General features: G+C 75.4%; 20 protein-coding genes. 11 read left to right on the top strand and 9 right to left on the bottom strand.

All coding sequences use genetic code 11. The features are described from left to right. Nucleotides 1-13 precede the first annotated feature (13 nt). Nucleotides 14-1,153: a serine hydrolase domain-containing protein gene (locus ACI79L_RS14155; RefSeq protein WP_456937406.1), complete on the top strand. Its 1,140-nt coding sequence runs from the start codon at nt 14-16 to the stop codon at nt 1,151-1,153. Here ACI79L_RS14155 and ACI79L_RS14160 read toward each other — a convergent pair. The 4 genes from ACI79L_RS14160 to ACI79L_RS14175 all read right to left on the bottom strand — a co-directional run bounded on the left by ACI79L_RS14160 (nt 1,150) and on the right by ACI79L_RS14175 (nt 4,073). Beyond that, nucleotides 1,150-1,497 (bottom strand): iron chaperone, encoded by a 348-nt coding sequence (locus ACI79L_RS14160; protein WP_456937407.1) that lies wholly within the window; start codon nt 1,495-1,497, stop codon nt 1,150-1,152. The two genes, ACI79L_RS14155 and ACI79L_RS14160, sit on opposite strands and share 4 nt — an antisense overlap. A gap of 74 nt (nt 1,498-1,571) precedes the next feature. Next, nucleotides 1,572-2,315 (bottom strand): ABC transporter permease, encoded by a 744-nt coding sequence (locus ACI79L_RS14165; protein ID WP_456937408.1) that lies wholly within the window; start codon nt 2,313-2,315, stop codon nt 1,572-1,574. Beyond that, on the bottom strand, nt 2,312-3,214 hold the full coding sequence (locus tag ACI79L_RS14170) for an ABC transporter ATP-binding protein (protein ID WP_456937409.1): 903 nt from the start codon (nt 3,212-3,214) through the stop codon (nt 2,312-2,314). The genes ACI79L_RS14165 and ACI79L_RS14170 overlap by 4 nt, the downstream gene beginning before the upstream one ends. A gap of 40 nt (nt 3,215-3,254) precedes the next feature. Continuing rightward, nucleotides 3,255-4,073: a formate/nitrite transporter family protein gene (locus tag ACI79L_RS14175; RefSeq protein ID WP_456937410.1), complete on the bottom strand. Its 819-nt coding sequence runs from the start codon at nt 4,071-4,073 to the stop codon at nt 3,255-3,257. Nucleotides 4,074-4,096: 23 nt separating this feature from the next. On the opposite strand from ACI79L_RS14175, the gene ACI79L_RS14180 reads away from it, so the two are divergent. Then, nucleotides 4,097-4,816: a monooxygenase gene (locus ACI79L_RS14180; RefSeq protein WP_456937411.1), complete on the top strand. Its 720-nt coding sequence runs from the start codon at nt 4,097-4,099 to the stop codon at nt 4,814-4,816. On the opposite strand, the gene ACI79L_RS14185 is transcribed toward ACI79L_RS14180, so the two are convergent. Further along, nucleotides 4,801-5,331: an N-acetyltransferase family protein gene (locus tag ACI79L_RS14185; protein WP_456937412.1), complete on the bottom strand. Its 531-nt coding sequence runs from the start codon at nt 5,329-5,331 to the stop codon at nt 4,801-4,803. The genes ACI79L_RS14180 and ACI79L_RS14185 overlap by 16 nt on opposite strands. Nucleotides 5,332-5,413: 82 nt before the next feature. Here ACI79L_RS14185 and ACI79L_RS14190 point away from each other — a divergent pair, with 82 nt between their 5' ends. Next, nucleotides 5,414-5,566, top strand: coding sequence for a hypothetical protein (locus ACI79L_RS14190; RefSeq protein ID WP_456937413.1), 153 nt, complete (start codon nt 5,414-5,416; stop codon nt 5,564-5,566). Between the two features lie 24 nt (nt 5,567-5,590). Here ACI79L_RS14190 and ACI79L_RS14195 read toward each other — a convergent pair whose 3' ends face one another. Continuing rightward, nucleotides 5,591-6,319 carry an FAD-binding oxidoreductase gene (locus tag ACI79L_RS14195; protein ID WP_456937414.1) on the bottom strand — a complete coding sequence of 243 codons (729 nt, stop codon included), beginning with the start codon at nt 6,317-6,319 and terminating at the stop codon, nt 5,591-5,593. Nucleotides 6,320-6,380: 61 nt separating this feature from the next. After that, nucleotides 6,381-6,992: a sulfite oxidase-like oxidoreductase gene (locus ACI79L_RS14200; RefSeq protein ID WP_456937415.1), complete on the bottom strand. Its 612-nt coding sequence runs from the start codon at nt 6,990-6,992 to the stop codon at nt 6,381-6,383. 156 nt (nt 6,993-7,148) lie between these two features. Between ACI79L_RS14200 and ACI79L_RS14205 the strand changes: the two genes are divergently transcribed. The 5 genes from ACI79L_RS14205 to ACI79L_RS14225 all read left to right on the top strand — a co-directional run bounded on the left by ACI79L_RS14205 (nt 7,149) and on the right by ACI79L_RS14225 (nt 11,744). Further along, nucleotides 7,149-7,853: a succinate dehydrogenase cytochrome b subunit gene (locus ACI79L_RS14205; RefSeq protein WP_456937416.1), complete on the top strand. Its 705-nt coding sequence runs from the start codon at nt 7,149-7,151 to the stop codon at nt 7,851-7,853. Between the two features lie 11 nt (nt 7,854-7,864). Then, nucleotides 7,865-9,811 (top strand): fumarate reductase/succinate dehydrogenase flavoprotein subunit, encoded by a 1,947-nt coding sequence (locus tag ACI79L_RS14210; protein WP_456937417.1) that lies wholly within the window; start codon nt 7,865-7,867, stop codon nt 9,809-9,811. A gap of 53 nt (nt 9,812-9,864) precedes the next feature. Beyond that, nucleotides 9,865-10,584, top strand: a complete 720-nt coding sequence (locus ACI79L_RS14215; RefSeq protein ID WP_456937418.1) for a succinate dehydrogenase/fumarate reductase iron-sulfur subunit — start codon at nt 9,865-9,867, stop codon at nt 10,582-10,584. 112 nt (nt 10,585-10,696) lie between these two features. Beyond that, on the top strand, nt 10,697-11,203 hold the full coding sequence (locus ACI79L_RS14220) for a winged helix-turn-helix transcriptional regulator (protein WP_456937419.1): 507 nt from the start codon (nt 10,697-10,699) through the stop codon (nt 11,201-11,203). Beyond that, nucleotides 11,193-11,744 (top strand): PaaI family thioesterase, encoded by a 552-nt coding sequence (locus ACI79L_RS14225; RefSeq protein ID WP_456937420.1) that lies wholly within the window; start codon nt 11,193-11,195, stop codon nt 11,742-11,744. The genes ACI79L_RS14220 and ACI79L_RS14225 overlap by 11 nt, the downstream gene beginning before the upstream one ends. A 176-nt stretch (nt 11,745-11,920) precedes the next feature. On the opposite strand, the gene ACI79L_RS14230 is transcribed toward ACI79L_RS14225, so the two are convergent. Both ACI79L_RS14230 and ACI79L_RS14235 read right to left on the bottom strand, forming a co-directional pair. Next, on the bottom strand, nt 11,921-12,691 hold the full coding sequence (locus ACI79L_RS14230) for a glycoside hydrolase family 16 protein (protein WP_456937421.1): 771 nt from the start codon (nt 12,689-12,691) through the stop codon (nt 11,921-11,923). Beyond that, entirely contained in the window at nt 12,688-13,308 is a 621-nt protein-coding gene (locus ACI79L_RS14235; protein ID WP_456937422.1) for a hypothetical protein, read from the bottom strand. Before ACI79L_RS14235 ends, ACI79L_RS14230 begins: the two co-directional genes overlap by 4 nt. 206 nt (nt 13,309-13,514) lie before the next feature. On the opposite strand from ACI79L_RS14235, the gene ACI79L_RS14240 reads away from it, so the two are divergent. The 3 genes from ACI79L_RS14240 to ACI79L_RS14250 are packed head-to-tail and all read left to right on the top strand — an operon-like array spanning nt 13,515 to nt 16,635. After that, nucleotides 13,515-14,705, top strand: coding sequence for an inositol-3-phosphate synthase (locus ACI79L_RS14240; RefSeq protein ID WP_456937423.1), 1,191 nt, complete (start codon nt 13,515-13,517; stop codon nt 14,703-14,705). After that, the gene (locus tag ACI79L_RS14245; RefSeq protein ID WP_456937424.1) at nt 14,702-15,616 is read left to right on the top strand and encodes a hypothetical protein; all 915 of its coding nucleotides are present in this window, start codon (nt 14,702-14,704) and stop codon (nt 15,614-15,616) included. Before ACI79L_RS14240 ends, ACI79L_RS14245 begins: the two co-directional genes overlap by 4 nt. Then, entirely contained in the window at nt 15,613-16,635 is a 1,023-nt protein-coding gene (locus ACI79L_RS14250; RefSeq protein ID WP_456937425.1) for a methyltransferase domain-containing protein, read from the top strand. The genes ACI79L_RS14245 and ACI79L_RS14250 overlap by 4 nt, the downstream gene beginning before the upstream one ends. Nucleotides 16,636-16,768: the final 133 nt, after the last annotated feature.

The following is a 16,768-nucleotide window of genomic DNA, read 5'->3' on the forward strand; positions in this document are numbered from 1 at the left end:
CGGTCACCCCTGCATGGGTCTGGCCGAGGAGATCGAGCGGGTGGTGTCCGGCGCCGTGGCGGACGGCGCGGTGCCGGGCGCCGCGTGGCTGGTGCGGCGCGGGAACGAGGTGGCCCGCGGCGCGGCGGGCACGCACACCCCGGGCGGGGACGACCCGGTCGCCCCGGACACCGTCTTCCGGATCTCCTCGGTGACCAAGCCGGTGGTGGCCACGGCCGCGCTCACCCTGGTCGACGACGGCACGCTGACCCTCGAGGAGCCGGTGGACCGGCTGCTGCCCGAACTGGCCGGCCGGCGGGTGCTCGCCGACCCCGCCGACGCGGCCGCCGGCACGGTCGAGGCCCGGCGGGCGGTCACGGTGCGCGACGTCCTCACCTTCCGGCTCGGCCTGGGCATCGACTTCACCGCGCCGTGGCCCACCCCGACCGTCGCCGCGCTCGGCGAGGCGGGCCTGCCCGCCGGACCGCCGGCGCCGCAGGCCGCTCCCCCGCCGGACGAGTGGCTGCGCCGGGTGGCCGGCGTCCCGCTGGCCCACCAGCCCGGCGAGCGCTGGCTGTACCACACCGGCGCGAGCGTGCTCGGCGTCCTCGTGGCCCGCGCCGCCGGCCGGCCGCTGCCCGAGGTGCTCGCCGAGCGGGTGCTGGTCCCGCTCGGGATGACCGACACCGGCTTCGGCGTGCCGGCGCCGGCCCGCGGCCGGTTCGGCCCGCACTGGACGCCGCCGGACGAGCACGGCGAGCGGCATCTCTACGACCCCGCCGACGGCCAGTGGGCGACCCCGCCGCCCTTCCCCGACGGCGGGGACGGCCTGGTCTCCACCGTCGACGACCTCGGCGTCCTCGCGCGGGTGCTGCTCGCCGGCGGGGAGCCGGTGCTGCGCGAGCCGACCGTGCGCGCGATGCTCACCGAGCAGGCCGGGCCGGTCGACGACGAGGGCGGCGGCTGGGGCCTGGGCCTCGGCGTCCGGCGCACCGACGAGGCCGGCGGCCGGCACGCCGGCTCCTTCGGCTGGGACGGCGGGCTGGGCAGCACGTGGTGGACCGACCCGGTCACCGGCACCACCGCGGTCCTGCTGACCAACCAGATGTGGTCCTCGCCGGTGCCGCCGGCGGTGTTCGACGCCTTCCGCGCGGCCGCCTTCGGTCCCCGCTAGGCGCGCCGGGCCGCGACCGCCGCGGCCACCCGCTCGACGAGGTCCTCGGGCACCGGGCGGCGGTAGGGCAGGTGGACCGCGTCCTTGCCCGAGCGGTGCGGCGCGACCTCGGCCTCCAGGTCGCCGTCGAACACGGGCACCGGGTAGAGCGCCGCGTGCCGCTTCCACGCGGCGTAGTGCAGCCCGTAGCGGCTGCCGAGCATCGCGGCCGGCATGCCGTAGCGGATCGTCTCGGTGGCCCCGGGCATGCCGCGGAGCACGGCGGCGCGCACCTGCCCGAGCGCCGTCCGCGCCTCCTCGGGCAGGGCCGCCAGGTACTCCTCGACGGTGGCGGGGACGGGCATCGCGGGCTCCTCGGGCTCGGGCGGCTGCGGGGATGCTGCCCGGGCGACCGGTCCCCGCGCCAGGCGTCGCGGCGCTAGACGTCGCGGCGCTCGACCAGGCCCGCGCCCAGCACCCAGGCCGCGACCGCCCACGCCGCCGACACCGCCAGGCCCACCTGCCAGGTCGTCGGGACGGCGAGGAAGGACTCCTCCCCCACCCGCAGCGCCGGCAGCGCCTGCGACAGCAGCTCGGCGGTCCGCCCGCCGGCCAGCGCCAGCGCGGGCGGCGCGACGAACACCAGCGCGACGCCCAGCCCCAGCGCGCCGGCGGTCGAGCGCAGCACCGCCCCGAGCCCGGTGGCGAGCACGGTCACCAGCACCGCGCCGGCCACCTGCAGGCCGGCCGACCGCAGCACGTCCGGGTCGCCCAGGGGCACGCCGCCGGGCACCGCGACCAGCGTCCGCGCGGCCAGGGCGCACGCGGCCACCAGCAGGGCGGTGAGCAGCGCCGCCCACGCCGCGACGACGGCCGTCTTGGCCACCAGCAGCCGGGTGCGGCGCGGGACGGCGACCAGCGAGGACAGCGCCATCCCGCTGCCCAGGTCGGAGGTCACCGCGAGCACCCCGAGGACGACGAGCACCACCTGGCCGAAGGCGAACCCGATCATCGCGACGCCGACCGCGGCGTCCGCGTCCGGCGCCGTCGGCGTGGTCGCCGCGGCCAGCCACCCGAACGCGCCGACGACGAGCAGGTAGACGGCGCTGCACCACCAGGTCGAGCGCAGCGTCCGCAGCTTGGTCCACTCGGCGCGCAGCACCGCCGCCGGGCCGACCCTCACGCCGCACCCGCCCGGTACTCGACGTCCTCGCCGGTCAGCGCCAGGTAGGCCGCCTCCAGCGAGGCGACCACCGGCGTCAGCTCGTGCACCGGCACCCGCGCGGCGAAGGCGACGTCGCCCACCGCGGCCGGGGCCAGGCCCTCCACCCGCAGCGCGCCGTCGGTCTCCAGCGCCACCCCGGCCCCGGCCCGGCGCAGCGCGGCGGCCAGCAGCGGCGCCTGCGGGCTGCGCACCCGCACCGCGGCGTGCCGGCCCAGGAGGTCGGCCATCGGGACGTCGGCGAGCAGCCGGCCGCGGCCGAGCACCACCAGGTGGTCGGCGGTGTCCTCCATCTCGCTCATCAGGTGGCTGGACACCAGGACCGTGCGGCCCTCGTCGGCCAGGTCGCGCAGCAGCCCGCGCACCCAGCGGATGCCCTCGGGGTCCAGGCCGTTGACCGGCTCGTCGAGCAGCAGCACCTCGGGGTCGCCGAGCAGCGCGGCGGCGATGCCGAGCCGCTGCCCCATGCCCAGCGAGAAGCCGCGCACCCGCTCGTGCGCCACCGCGCCGAGGCCGACCAGCTCGACGACGTCGTCCACCCGCGAGGCGGGCAGGCCGTTGCCCTGCGCCAGCGCGAGCAGGTGCGCGTGGGCGGTGCGGCCGGGGTGGCGCGCCCGCGGGTCCACCAGCGCCCCGACGCGCCGCATCGGCACGTCGAGGTCCCGGTAGGGCACGCCGAGCACCGTCGCCGTCCCGGCGGTGGGCCGGGTCAGGCCGAGCACGCAGCGCATCGTCGTCGTCTTGCCCGAGCCGTTCGGGCCGAGGAAGCCGGTGACCCGGCCCGGGTGCACGGTGAAGCTGACGTCGTCGACGGCGACCCGCGCCCGGTAGTGCTTGGTGAGCCCGTCGACCTCGATCACGCCGACAGTGTGGCGACCGGGGGCCGCAGAGCCCGGCAGGCTAGTCCCGGGCGGCCGCGGCGCGTTCCCGCTGGAGCAGCTCCTTGCTGCGCACCAGCCGCAGCAGGGTGACCACGATCAGCCCGCCGGCCATGTTGAGCAGCGTCGTGTACCAGAACCAGGCCAGCCAGTCGGCGTAGCCGAACGGCGCGGTGCCGGTGTGGAGTGCGCCGAAGACCAGCAGCGAGTCCAGCACCGAGTGGAACAGCTGCAACCCGGCCAGCACGAAGGCACCGGCGAACGCGGCGACGATCTTGGCGCCGTCGGCGGAGGTGCCGTTCTGCATGCGGGTCATCAGCGTGATGACGACGCCGCCGAGGAAGGCCAGGCACACCGCGCGCAGGTCCAGCGGCGACTCGACGAAGTGCCGCGCCGACTCCACCACGGTCGCCCCCAGCTGCGGGAAGCCGTGCACCACCACCCACATCGCCAGCCAGCCGCCGACGAGGTTGCCCGCCAGCGTCCCGGCCCACAGCCGGCCCAGCTGCGACCAGCTCGCCCGGCCGGCGACGACGGCGGTGACCGGCAGCAGGAAGCCCTCGGTGAACAGCTCGCTGCGGGCCAGCAGCAGCGCGACGAAGCCGACGCCGAACGCCAGCCCGGCCAGCAGGTGGCTGCCGGTCTCGGCGTAGACGGCGAGCAGCGCGAGGACGCCGATCGCCACCTCCAGGCCGCCGGCGAGCCCGGTGGTGAGCACCTCCCGCCAGGTGCGGTGCAGCCGCTGCGCGCCCTGGCTGACCACCCGGTCGAAGGCCTGGACGACCTCGTCCTCCGCGGGCGCGTCGGTGTCGCCGAGCTGGATCCGCCGCTGGTCGGTCACCGCCCGCACCTACCCTCGGCCGCGTGCGTCCATCCGAGCCGGGGCCGGTGACCCTGCACCTGTGGGGCGTCCCCGGCCGCGCCGTGCCGCGGGCGGTGCTCCGGATGGCCTCGGCCCGCCCGGCGCTGGGGCGCCTGCCGGGGCTGCGGTTCGCCAAGCTGCTGGGCACCGGCGACGGGCGGACCTTCACCGTCCGCGACGCCGACCCGCGCCGCTGGGGCCTGCTGGCCGTCTGGGACGACGACGCCGCCGCGGACGCCCTCGACGACTCCCCCGTCGCCGCGAGCTGGCGGCGGATCGCCGACGAGGAGTGGTCGGCGCGGCTGCGCCCGCTCGCGGCGCGCGGGCTGTGGTCCGGCCGCGAGCCGTTCGGCCGGCCGCGGCCGCAGCGCTGGGACGGGCCGGTGGCCGCGGTGACCCGGGCGCGGCTGGTGCTGCGCCGGGCGGCCCGGTTCTGGTCGGCGGTGCCGCCGGTGTCGGCGGACCTGCACCGGGCGCCGGGCCTGCGCATGGCGGTCGGCATCGGCGAGGCGCCGCTGGGCCTGCAGGGCACCTTCAGCGTCTGGGACTCCGCGGCGGCGCTGAACGCCTTCGCCTACGACCGCCCCGAGCACGCCGCGGTGGTCCGGCGGACGGCGCAGGAGGGCTGGTACGCCGAGGAGCTGTTCGCCCGCCTGGCGGTGCTGTCCACCCGCGGCACCGTCGACGGCACCGACCCCGCGGGGGGCTACAGCTCCACGTAGAGGTGGATCTCCTCGCGGTCGTCGCCGGGGGCGAGCCGGATCGCGCCGGGCATCCGGCCGAACTCGCGGTAGCCCAGCCCCTGGTAGAAGCCCTCGATGCCGTAGCCGCCGCGCACGGTGAGGTGCAGCATCTCCAGCCCGAGGTCGCGGGCGGCGTCGTGCACCCCGGTCATCAGCGCCCGGCCCAGCCCCTGCCCCTGCCGGGCCGGGTGGACCTGCACCCGCAGCACGGTGGCCCAGTGCCGGCGCAGCGGGCTGACCGACAGCGACAGCACCGCCCAGCCCGCGAGCTCGCCGTCCGCGCGCAGCACCACGACCCGCTCGCGGCCCTGCGCCACCCGCTCGAGCAGGGCGTCGAGCACCGGGCCGACGTCGTCGCGGGTGACCGGGGGGACGAAGCCGACCGCGCCGCCGGCGTTGGAGACGTCGGTCCAGCAGGCCAGCAGGGCCTCGCGCAGCTCCGGATCGACGTCCTCGACGGCGGTGGCCACGGCAGACGGCACGGCGCTCGGCATGCCCCCGATCATCGTCCGCGACGCGCGTCACGGACCGCCCGGCCCCTGGACCCCGGCCCGCCCGCGGGCCAGGCTCGCCGGCATGACCGACGCTCCCGGCCCCGTCCCGGTCCCCCGCCCCGTGGACGACGAACTGCGCGTCCCGTTCTGGATCGTGCTCGCCGGCGTGGGCGCCGGCGCGTTCTGGGCCCTGGCCGGCGTGGCCCTCGGCGCCTGGCTGCGCTCCCGCCGCTGAGCCGCCGGGCAGGCCGCGGGGGCGTCAGCCCGACGAGCCGCTGGGACCGAAGCGCTCCACCCGGACGTCCGGCTCCGGCACGCCGAGGCCGACCAGCAGCTGGCTGGCCGACTCGGCGAACGGCGTCGACCCGCAGACGTAGGCGGTCTGGCCCGGCTCCCACAGCGGCACGAGGTCCGCGGCGGTCAGCCGCCCGGCGGGGCGGATGCCCGAGGGCTCGCGGGTGGTGACCACCAGCGCCCCGGCCGCCCGCAGCTCGTCGGCGTAGGGCAGCTCGGCCAGCGTGCGGGTCGAGACGGCGATCCGCAGCAGGTCCTCGCGGCCCAGCTCGCGCGCGGTCCGCAGCATCGACACGAACGGCACGACGCCGGTGCCGCCGCCCACGAGCAGCGCCGGCTCGTCGCCCTCCCAGACGAACCAGCCGCCGATCGGCCCGCGGACCTCCAGCTCGTCGCCGGGCTCGACCACGTCGGCGAGGTAGGTGGACACCTCGCCGTCGTCGAGCCGCTCGACCAGCAGCTCGACCAGCGGGTCCCCCGGCGCCGACGCCAGCGAGTAGGACCGCTGGGCCCGGTAGCCGTCCTCGGCGGTGAGCCGGACGACGTAGTGCTGGCCGGCCAGGTGGTCGACGCGGTCGGGCACCTCCAGCCGCAGCCGGACGGTGCGCGGAGTGGGGCGCTCGACCTCGCGGACGGTCGCCGTGCGCCAGCCGCCGGCGGGCGCCCGCCGGCGCAGGCGAGGTGAGGGAGCCATCGGCCCCGCTGCAGGGTCCCGCCGCGAGCCTGCGAGCGGTGGGGGGCAGCGGGGTCCTTCGTCAATCACCCTGGTACCGCTGCTCGCGCCACGGGTCGCCGCGGTCGTGGTAGCCGTTCTGCTCCCAGAACCCCTGCTGGTCGCGCTGCAGGAGGGTCAGCCGGGTGACCCACTTGGCGCTCTTCCAGAAGTACAGGTGCGGCACGAGCAGCCGCACCGGGCCGCCGTGCTCGATCGGCAGCGGCTTCCCGTCGAACTCCCAGACGATCCACGCCTTGCCGCCGGTGACGTCCTCGAGCGGCAGGTTGGTGGTGTAGCCGGTCTTGGACGTCGCGATGACGAAGTGCGCGTCGGCGGTGGGACGGGCGGCCTCCAGCAGGGTGTCCACGCTGACGCCGGCGAAGTGCGTGTCGAACTTCGACCACGTGGTGACGCAGTGGATGTCGCCGCGGTAGTCCGAGGCCGGGAGCCGGTGGACGTCGTCCCAGGTCCAGGTGGTCGGGTCCTCCACCCGGCCGTCGACGGTGATGCTCCAGGTCTCCGGCGCGATGCGCGGGGTGGGCTCGGCGGTCAGCACGGGCCAGTCGCGGCCGACGTCGTACTGGCCGGGGGGCAGTCGCGGGTCGCGCTCGCGCCGGCTGCGGCCGAGGAAACCCCTGGTCGGTCCTGCCACGCGTCCTCCTCCGATGGGGGTGGGTGTGCCGACACGCTCCCACGCCCCGGCAGGCGGACACCAACGTCCTGACCAGGGCTGAGGGTTCCCTTACGAGAGGTGAGTCACGTCGTGTTCACATGGCCGACACGGGGGCATGGAGCCTAACTTTGTGCCGTGGTGACGGTGACGAACTCGGGCCAGCGCAGGACCCCGAAGGTCGCGAAGACCAGCTCGGTCGCGAAGAAGGCCGTGATGGCGGTCAGCGGGATCATCCTGGTCCTGTACTTGATCGCGCACATGGTCGGGAACCTCAAGCTGTTCGCCGGCGCGGAGACCTTCAACGGCTACTCGGAGTGGATCCGCCGCATCGGCGAGCCGGCCGTCCCGGGCCAGACGCTGCTGTGGATCATCCGCGTCGTCCTGCTGGTGGCGGTGGTCGCCCACGCGTGGGCCGCGATCTCGCTGTGGCGGCAGGCCAAGCGCGCCCGGCCCACCCAGTACGTGGCCCGCAAGGCCGTGGCCCAGAGCTACGCCTCGCGCACCATGCGCTGGGGCGGCGTCATCCTGGCGCTGTTCATCGTCTACCACATCCTCGACCTCACGCTGGGGGTCGCGAACCCCGAGGGCCACGACTCCACGCCCTACGAGCGCGCGATCGCCGGGTTCTCCAACCCGTTCGTCACCCTGGTCTACGTCGTCGCGCTGCTGGCCCTGGGCTTCCACCTGCGGCACGGCATCTGGAGTGCCACCCAGACGCTGGGGCAGAGCAACAAGACGCGCGAGCGGACCGTCAACGCGTTCGCCACCGTCTTCGCCGTCGTCCTGACCGCCGGGTTCCTGATCCCGCCGCTCAGCGTCCTCGTCGGCATCATCGAGTAGGAGCACTCCTCATGGCCCTCGACCTGTTCACCGTCGGCGACCCGATCGCCGACACCAAGGCCCCCCGGGACGTCCCGATCGGCGAGCGCTGGAGCGAGCGCCGCTTCCGGGCCAAGCTGGTCAACCCGGCCAACCGGCGCAAGCTGACCGTCATCGTCGTCGGCACCGGCCTGGCCGGCGGCTCGGCCGCCGCCACGCTCGGCGAGGCCGGCTACAAGGTCAAGTCGTTCTGGTACCAGGACAGCCCGCGCCGGGCGCACAGCGTCGCCGCGCAGGGCGGCATCAACGCCGCCAAGAACTACCGCAACGACGGCGACTCGGTGCACCGGCTGTTCTACGACACGGTCAAGGGCGGCGACTTCCGCGCCCGCGAGGACAACGTGCACCGGCTGGCCGAGGTCAGCGTCAACATCATCGACCAGTGCGTCGCCCAGGGCGTGCCCTTCGCCCGCGAGTACGGCGGCCTGCTGGACAACCGCTCCTTCGGTGGCACCCAGGTGTCGCGGACGTTCTACGCCCGCGGCCAGACGGGTCAGCAGCTGCTCTACGGCGCCTACCAGGCCCTCGAGCGGCAGATGGCGGCCGGCACCGTCGAGCAGTTCGCGCGCACCGAGATGCTCGACCTGATCGTCGTCGACGGCCGGGCCCGCGGCATCGTGGCGCGGAACCTGATCACCGGCGAGATCAGCACGCACTTCGCCGACGCCGTCGTGCTGGCCACCGGTGGCTACAGCAACGTCTTCTACCTGTCCACCAACGCCAAGGGCTCCAACGCCACGGCGATCTGGCGGGCGCACAAGCGGGGCGCACTGTTCGCCAACCCCTGCTACACGCAGATCCACCCGACCTGCATCCCGGTGCACGGCGAGTACCAGTCGAAGCTCACGCTGATGAGCGAGTCGCTGCGCAACGACGGCCGCGTGTGGGTGCCCAAGGAGCGCGGCGACACCCGCGACCCGCGGCAGATCCCCGAGGACGAGCGCGACTACTACCTCGAGCGGATCTACCCCTCGTTCGGCAACCTCGTCCCCCGCGACATCGCCTCGCGGCAGGCCAAGAACGTCTGCGACGAGGGCCGCGGCGTCGGCCCCAACGGCCTGGGCGTGTACCTCGACTTCGCCGAGGCCATGCAGCGGCTGGGCCGGCCGGCCATCGAGGCCAAGTACGGCAACCTCTTCGACATGTACGCCCAGATCACGGGTGAGGACCCCTACGAGGTCCCCATGCGGATCTACCCGGCCGTGCACTACACGATGGGCGGTCTGTGGGTCGACTACGACCTGCAGTCGAACATCCCCGGCCTGTTCGTGATCGGCGAGGCCAACTTCTCCGACCACGGCGCGAACCGGCTCGGCGCCAGCGCCCTCATGCAGGGCCTGGCCGACGGCTACTTCGTGCTGCCGAACACGATCAACGACTACCTGGCCTCCGGCCCGTTCGACAAGGTCGACCCGCAGCACCCGGCCGCCGTCGAGGCGCTCGAGGGCGTCCGTGCGCAGACCGAGAAGCTGCTGTCGATCAACGGCACCCGGACCACCGCCTCCTTCCACCGCGAGCTCGGCCGGCTGATGTTCGACCTGTGCGGCATGGAGCGGTCGGAGGAGAGCCTGCGCAAGGCCCTCGACCGGATCCCCGAGATCCGGCAGGAGTTCTGGACCAACGTGAGGGTCCCCGGCGAGGCCGGGCGCTTCAACCAGAGCCTGGAGCACGCCGGCCGCGTCGCCGACTTCATCGAGCTCGCCGAGCTCATGTGCGTCGACGCACTGCACCGCAACGAGAGCTGCGGTGGTCACTTCCGGGCCGAGAGCCAGACCCCCGACGGGGAGGCCCTGCGCGACGACGAGAACTTCGCCTACGTCGCGGCCTGGGAGTGGACGCCCGAGGGCGTCCCGCCGGTCCTCCACAAGGAGGACCTGGAGTTCGAGTACGTCCACCTCGCCCAGCGGAGCTACAAGTAATGAACCTCAAGCTGCGTGTCTGGCGTCAGCGGAGTGCGGCGGAGAAGGGGAGGATGGTGACCTACGAGGTCACCGACGTCTCCCCGGACATGTCGTTCCTCGAGATGCTCGACGTGCTCAACGAGCAGCTCATCCTCGACGGTGAGGACCCGGTCTCCTTCGACCACGACTGTCGCGAGGGCATCTGCGGGTCGTGCGGCGTGATGATCAACGGCCGCGCGCACGGCAACGGCCTGTTCGAGAACCACCCGCAGACCACCACGTGCCAGCTGCACATGCGGTCGTTCAAGGACGGCGACACGATCGACATCGAGCCGTGGCGGGCGACGGCGTTCCCGGTCATCAAGGACCTCGCCGTCGACCGGTCGGCGTTCGACCGGATCATCCAGTCGGGCGGCTACATCAGCGCCCCGACCGGCACCGCCCCCGAGGCGCACTCGATCCTGGTCCCCAAGAAGGACTCCGACGCCGCCTTCGACGCCGCCACCTGCATCGGCTGCGGCGCCTGCGTGGCGGCCTGCCCGAACGCCTCGTCGATGCTGTTCACGGCGGCGAAGGTGACGCACCTGGGGCTGATGCCGCAGGGCCAGCCCGAGCGCAACGACCGCGTGGTCAACATGATCCACCAGCAGGACCTCGAGGGCTTCGGCGGCTGCACCAACATCGGCGAGTGCTCGGCGAGCTGCCCCAAGGGCATCTCCATGGAGAACATCTCCCGGCTCAACCACGACCTGCTCGGCGCCCTGCGCGCCGGCGCGCGTCCCAAGAGCTGAACCCGGCACCCTGACGACCGCCGACGGGCGGGGACTCCTCACGGGGTCCCCGCCCGTCGGCGTCGGCGGGCCGGCGGTGGCGCCGGGTCGGTTCGAGGTGCAAACTGACGGCGTGACCGCGCTCTACGACCTCGCGGACCTGCCCGGCCGCCCGTGCACCATCGCCGCCGCCCTGGAACTGGTCGGCGAGCGGTGGTCGCTGCTGGTGGTCCGGGAGGTCTCGCTGGGCAACCACCGCTTCAGCGACATCGCCCGCGGCACCGGGGCGCCCCGGGACCGGCTGACCGCGCGGCTCAACGCCCTGGTCGCCGCCGGGGTGCTCGAGCGCCGGCAGTACAGCGACTCGCCGCCCCGGTCGGGCTACCACCTCACCGCGTCCGGCCGCGACCTGCTGCCGGTGCTGCAGGCGCTGCTGCAGTGGGGCGACCGCTGGGCCGCCGAGGAGCCGCCGGTGCGGCTGACCCACGCGCCGGCCGGGCACGAGGAGCACACCGTCGACGCCGAGTGGGTGTGCCGCACCTGCGGCGAGCCGGTCAACTCCTCACGGGTCGAGCGGGTGCTCACCCCCGCCGGCCGCGCGCTGTCCGGGCTGCCGGCGACCGAGACCCGTGAGCACTGAGGCCGGCACCGGGACCGAGCCCGTCACCGGCGCGCCCGTCGGGTGGGGCGAGCCGCGCTCCCGGACGGTCACCTGGTTCGACCCGATGGTCACCGCGGCTGGCGGCCGCGAGCGCTCGGGGCTGGAGACGCTGGAGGCGGTGCGCGACGGCGTGCTGCCCCCGCCCCCGATCGCCCAGCTGCTGCAGATGGACCTGGTCGCCGTCGAGGAGGGCCGGGTCGAGTTCGCCTGCGCCGTCGACGAGTCGGTCTACAACCCGATCGGCGTCGTCCACGGCGGGCTGGTCTGCACGCTGCTGGACTCCGTCGCCGGCTGCGCGGTGCACACCACGCTGCCACAGGGCGTCGGCTACACCTCGATCGAGCTGAAGGTGACCTACCTGCGGGCGGTCACCCGGGGCAGCGGTCCGCTGACCGCCGTCGGCACGGTGGTCAAGCCCGGCCGCCGGGTCGCCTTCGCCGAGGGGCAGGTCACCGACGCCGCCGGCAAGGTGGTCGCGACGGCGTCGAGCTCGCTGCTGGTCTTCCCGCTGCCGGTCTGAGTCAGCGGCGGCGGATCCGCACGTCGTCGGTGCAGGTGGCCGTCGAGCGCAGCCGCCGCCGGCCCGGGCCCGCGTCCTCGAGCCACCGCGGCGCCGAGAGCTCCCCGGCCGCGCACGACGACGCGGTGGGCGCGGCTGGACACGGCGGGCGACGGTGGCGGCGCGCCCGCCCGCGGTCACCCGGATCCCCGGCTCCCCCGGAACCGGTCGACGACGAGTTCGGGGACGACGTAGGGCTCCCCCGGCACCGCCTTCTCCGGGAAGTCGAAGACGGCGACCATCGACTGCAGCGGGTAGTCCGGGGTGACCGCGACCTCGCGCACCACCTGCCCGTCCACGGAGAACGCGCCGCCGTCGGGCCGCCAGTCGACGGCGTAGGTGTGCCAGTCGGCGACGTCGACGCCGGGCCGGGGCGCGGCGAAGTCCTCGGCCAGCCGCGGGTCGCGGAACGGGTGGGTGCCCATCCCGACGGCGGCGCCCTCGGCCGGGTCGACGGCGTCCCCGAACACCTCCATGACGCACAGCTCGCCCGAGCGCTCGGGCGCGTCCTCCGGCCCGACCAGCCACCAGGCGACCATCGACCGCGGCGTCACGGTGGCGCGGGCGCGCATCTCCAGCCGCCCGTACCGCGGCGTCCAGCCCCAGTGCGCCGGCTGCTCCTCGCGGACCACCGCCCCGGGCCGCACCGGCTGCTGCCCGACCGTGCTGCCGACCGGCCCGGAGAACACACCGGACTGGATGCCCGAGACCCGCAGCGGCGGATGGTCGTCGGGGCACCACAGGGGCGTGTCGTCGGGCAGGTACAGCCGCAGGCAGGAGTCGCGGACCTCGTAGCAGGCCGCCGTCGCCGCGCGGGAGCTCCACTGCGGCAGGTAGTGCGGAACCCAGACGTCGCGGTCGAGGTCGTCGCCGTCGAAGTCGTCGACGAAGTCGCCGGGGTCGCTCATCGTGACTGCAGCGCGTCCAGCGCCACGGCCATGGACGCGGCGACGCGGAAGTCCAGCCGGGGGTCGGGGACGGTGACGTCGTAGCGGTCGCGGACCGACTTCCGCCGCTCGACGACGAGCACCGGCTGCCCGGTCGCGGTGTCGACGAAGTCGAAGTGGAAGACGAACGGCACCCAGACGTCGCCGAGGTACGGGATGAGCTCCCAGACCCGCCGCAGGATCGCGATGAACGGCCGCCGCTCCCGGCCGACGGCGGTCAGCCCCGGCACCGAGAGGTCCCACGTCGAGCGCAGCAGGCTGGCGCCGAACCGCTTGCCGAACGTGCCGAGCGGGCGGCCCTGCTCATCGAGGACGTCGTGCTCGGCGTGCACGTCGAGGCGCTGGCGGGCGCGGAAGGAGAAGACCGGCCGGGTGCGCTCCTCGTCGGCGGTGAACAGCACCTCCTCCTTGAGCTTGAGCCGCTTCTGCTGCGCCATGGCCAGCAGTTCGCCCTCGGTGCCGTCCGGCCCGACGGCGCGGACCTCGTAGCGGTTCACCATCACGGTGATCCGCTGCCGGACGGTGAAGCGCGGGACGACCATCGCGGCGCGGGGCTCGTCGGCGTACGGCACGGTCACGGCGGCACCTCCGGCTCGGGTCCTGACCCCCATCGTGGTCCCCGCGTCCAGGACACGCCGTGCGCAACCAGGTAGAACGCAAGAATCTCGTTCTCATCCAGCGAGTGCACAACCGCTGTGCCAGGGTCGGCCTCAGGTGGAGCGGGTCCACCGCCAGGAGTACGGAGGTCGTGGTGTCGCAAGGGTCCCGTCGCGTCGGCGTCGCTGTGGTCGGACTCGGGGGTGCGGTCGCCACGACCGCCGTCGCCGGGCTGGAACTGCTCCGGATCGGGGCCGCGGGCACCGACGGGCTGCCGCTCGCCGGGCTGGAGGTGGCCGGCGGGCCGGTCGAGGAGACGACGGACCTGGCCGGCTACGACGCCCTCGTCGTCCGCGGCTGGGACCTCGACGGCTCGGACCTGCGCAAGGCCGCCGAGCAGCACGCGGTCCTCGACTCCCGGCAGCTGGAGCAGGTCGGGCCGGCGCTGTCGGCGCTGACCCCGTGGCCCGCGGCCGGCGACGCGGACTTCTGCCGGAACGTCACCGGCGGCAACGTGGTGCTCGCCGAGACCCGCCGCGACCAGGTCGACGCCGTCCGCGCCGACCTGCGGCGGTTCCGCGAGGAGGAGTCCCTCGACGGCCTGGTGCTGGTCAACCTCGCCTCGACCGAGCGCTGGCCCGACCCGACGGCGCCCGCGCTGCAGACGGTCGAGGCGTTCGAGGCCGGGCTGGACGCCGACGACCGCGCGATCACCCCGGCGATGGTCTACGCCTACGCCGCCATCGCCGAGGGCGTCGGCTACGTCAACTTCACGCCGTCGCTGGCCGCCGACGTCCCGGCGCTGGTCGCCCTCGCCGAGGCCCGCGGCGTCCCGGTCGCCGGCAAGGACGGCAAGACCGGCCAGACGATGATGAAGACCGTCCTCGCGCCGGCGTTCCGCGCCCGCTCGCTCACCGTCGAGGGCTGGTACTCCACCAACATCCTCGGCAACCGCGACGGGCTCGCCCTCGAGGACCCCGACTCGCTCAACAGCAAGCTGCAGACCAAGGGCAGCGTGCTGGACTCGATCCTCGGCTACCCGGTCGAGGACCACGTCGTCCGGATCGACTACTACCGGCCGCGCGGGGACCAGAAGGAGGCCTGGGACGCCATCGACCTGGTCGGCTTCCTCGGGCAGCGGATGCAGGTCAAGGTCGACTTCCAGTGCCGCGACTCGATCCTCGCCGCCCCGCTGGCGCTCGAGCTCGCCCGGCTCACCGACCTCGCGCAGCAGCGCGGCGAGGGCGGGGTCCAGCGGCAGCTGGGCTGGTTCTTCAAGGCCCCGATGACCGCCGACGGCAGCGTCCCGGAGCACGCGTTCCACACGCAGGAGGCGACGCTGCTCGACTGGCTGGCCGCCGGCGCCCCCGCGCGGTGACCGCCCTCGCCTCCCGGGGGACGCTCACCGCGCTGGCCGGCCTGCGGCCGCTGCTGGCGGAGATCGGCGACGCCAAGCGGGTGCGCCTCGCCGGCCGGCCCGGCTCGCTCGCCGAGCAGGCCTTCGCCCGGGCCTGGGCGCGGCTGGTGGCGGGTGAGGACGTCGCCGACGTCGCGGTGTCGGAGACGGCGGCCGCGGTCGCCCGCGCCCGGCTGGCCGGCATCGACGCCGGCGTGCTGACCTCCGCCGGGCTCTCCGACGAGGAGGCGCTCGCGGTGCTGCGCCGCGGCTTCGACGAGGTCGCGGGGCCGCTCGACGCCGCGCTGCGGGACCGGCTGCGCGCCGCGCTCGGCCCGCTGCCCTCCCCCGGCTCCCCGCCGGACCTGGCCCCGGCGCTCAACGCCCAGCCGCGGGCGGGCGCGACCGCGCCGGGCAGGCCGCGGATCGTGGTCGAGCCGCCGGAGAGCCACGGCGACCACTGCCTGACCGTCGCCGTCTACGGGGTGCTGGTGGCACCGGTGGTCGGCGCCGACCCGGTCGCGCCGTTCCTGCTGGGCCTGGCCCACCACCTGCACAACGTCGTCCTGCCCGACGCCGGGTTCGCCGGCGAGGTGCTGCTCGGCGACGCGCTGGAGCGGGTGGTGGCCACGCTGGAGGAGCGGGAGCTGGCCGCGCTGCCGGACGCGCTGGCCGGCCGGGTGCGCGGGGTGCTGGCGCTGCGGCCGGGCGCCGACGTGCCCGAGGCGCGGGCCTTCCACGCCGCCGACGTGCTGGACCGGGTGCTGCAGGTCCACCACCACGCGCGGGCCGCGGCGTTCACCTCCGCGCAGGCGCTGGACGACCTCGAGCTCGTGCACGCCGGGCCGGTGCAGGCCTACCACCTCGACGTCCTGGCGGCGGCCGGGCTGTGAGCCTCGCCCTCGACGTGCCCGTCGTCGACGGGATCCCGTTCGCCCGCGCCGGCCGGGACGACCTGCGCGCCGAGGTCGCCGGGCTGGTGGCCGCCGGGGAGACCGACCGGGCGCGGGTGCTGCTGCTCGCCGACGCCGACGACTGGTGGACCGCGCCGCCGCCCCCGCCGGAGCAGCTGGCGCTGGTCCCCTTCGCGCGCACGCTGCGCGAGGCGATGGCCCTGCTCGGCATGGGCCGGGTCGCCGACTACTTCGCGCACCGCTGGTCGGACCCGACCCACCTCGCCGGCCTGGCGCTGCTGCAGGCGCACTGGCCCGGGGAGCGGCCGGTGGTCGACGTCGCCTGCGGGATCGGCGCGCACCTGCGCGAACTGGCCCGCCGCGGGGTGCGCGACCTGCTCGGCGTCGACGTCGTCTGGGCCAAGCTGTGGCTGGCGCGGCGGTTCGTCTGCCCGTCGGCCCGCTACCTGTGCGCCGACCTCACCGCCGCGCCGTCGCTCGCCGTCGGCACCCCCGCGTACGTCATGTGCCACGACGCCTTCTACTTCCTCCGCGACAAGCCGGCCGCCGCGGCCGCGATGCGCGCGCTGGCCGGGGACGGCGGCACCGTCGTCGTCGGGCACGCGCACGTCACCGACCCGCACGGGGAGCCGCTGCCGCCGGAGGGCTACGCGGCCGTGCTCGGCACCGACCTGCTCTACGACGACGACGAGCTGACCCGCTCGCTGCTCGAGGGCCGCCCGCCGCGGCCGGCGCCGCCCGCGGACCTGCGCGCCAGCGAGGCGGTGGCGCTGGTGGCCGGGGACCCGCTGTCTCCCGCGCCGGCCGACCTCGGCGAGCCGCTGCCGCCGCTGGCGCCCAACCCGCTCTACCGCGGCGGCCGGCTGACCTGGCCGAACGAGCGGTACGCCGCCGAGTACGGGCCGCGCTCGGGCTACCTGCCGCCGCGCTGGCCCGACCCGCTGCCCGCCGACGCCGCCCGCCGCCGGCTGCTGGTGGACCTGCCGGAGGCGTGGTGAGCCGGCCCGACTCCGGGGGGGGGGGGGGGGGGGGGGGGGGGGGGGGGGGCGGGCGGGGGGGGGGGGGGGGGGGGGGGGGGGGGGGGGGGGGGGGGGGGGGGGGGGGGGGGGGGGGGGGGGGGGGGGGGGGGGG

The organism is Geodermatophilus sp. SYSU D00684, assembly GCF_054050455.1.

Excerpts from the sequence above, each read along its gene's own strand:
- ACI79L_RS14195 (WP_456937414.1), bottom strand. The coding sequence starts at position 6,319 with ATGGCTCCCTCACCTCGCCTGCGCCGGCGGGCGCCCGCCGGCGGCTGG.
- ACI79L_RS14185 (WP_456937412.1), bottom strand. The coding sequence starts at position 5,331 with ATGCCGAGCGCCGTGCCGTCTGCCGTGGCCACCGCCGTCGAGGACGTC.
- ACI79L_RS14155 (WP_456937406.1), top strand. The coding sequence starts at position 14 with ATGGGTCTGGCCGAGGAGATCGAGCGGGTGGTGTCCGGCGCCGTGGCG.
- ACI79L_RS14230 (WP_456937421.1), bottom strand. The coding sequence starts at position 12,691 with ATGAGCGACCCCGGCGACTTCGTCGACGACTTCGACGGCGACGACCTC.
- ACI79L_RS14190 (WP_456937413.1), top strand. The coding sequence starts at position 5,414 with ATGACCGACGCTCCCGGCCCCGTCCCGGTCCCCCGCCCCGTGGACGAC.
- ACI79L_RS14215 (WP_456937418.1), top strand. The coding sequence starts at position 9,865 with ATGGTGACCTACGAGGTCACCGACGTCTCCCCGGACATGTCGTTCCTC.
- ACI79L_RS14210 (WP_456937417.1), top strand. The coding sequence starts at position 7,865 with ATGGCCCTCGACCTGTTCACCGTCGGCGACCCGATCGCCGACACCAAG.
- ACI79L_RS14160 (WP_456937407.1), bottom strand. The coding sequence starts at position 1,497 with ATGCCCGTCCCCGCCACCGTCGAGGAGTACCTGGCGGCCCTGCCCGAG.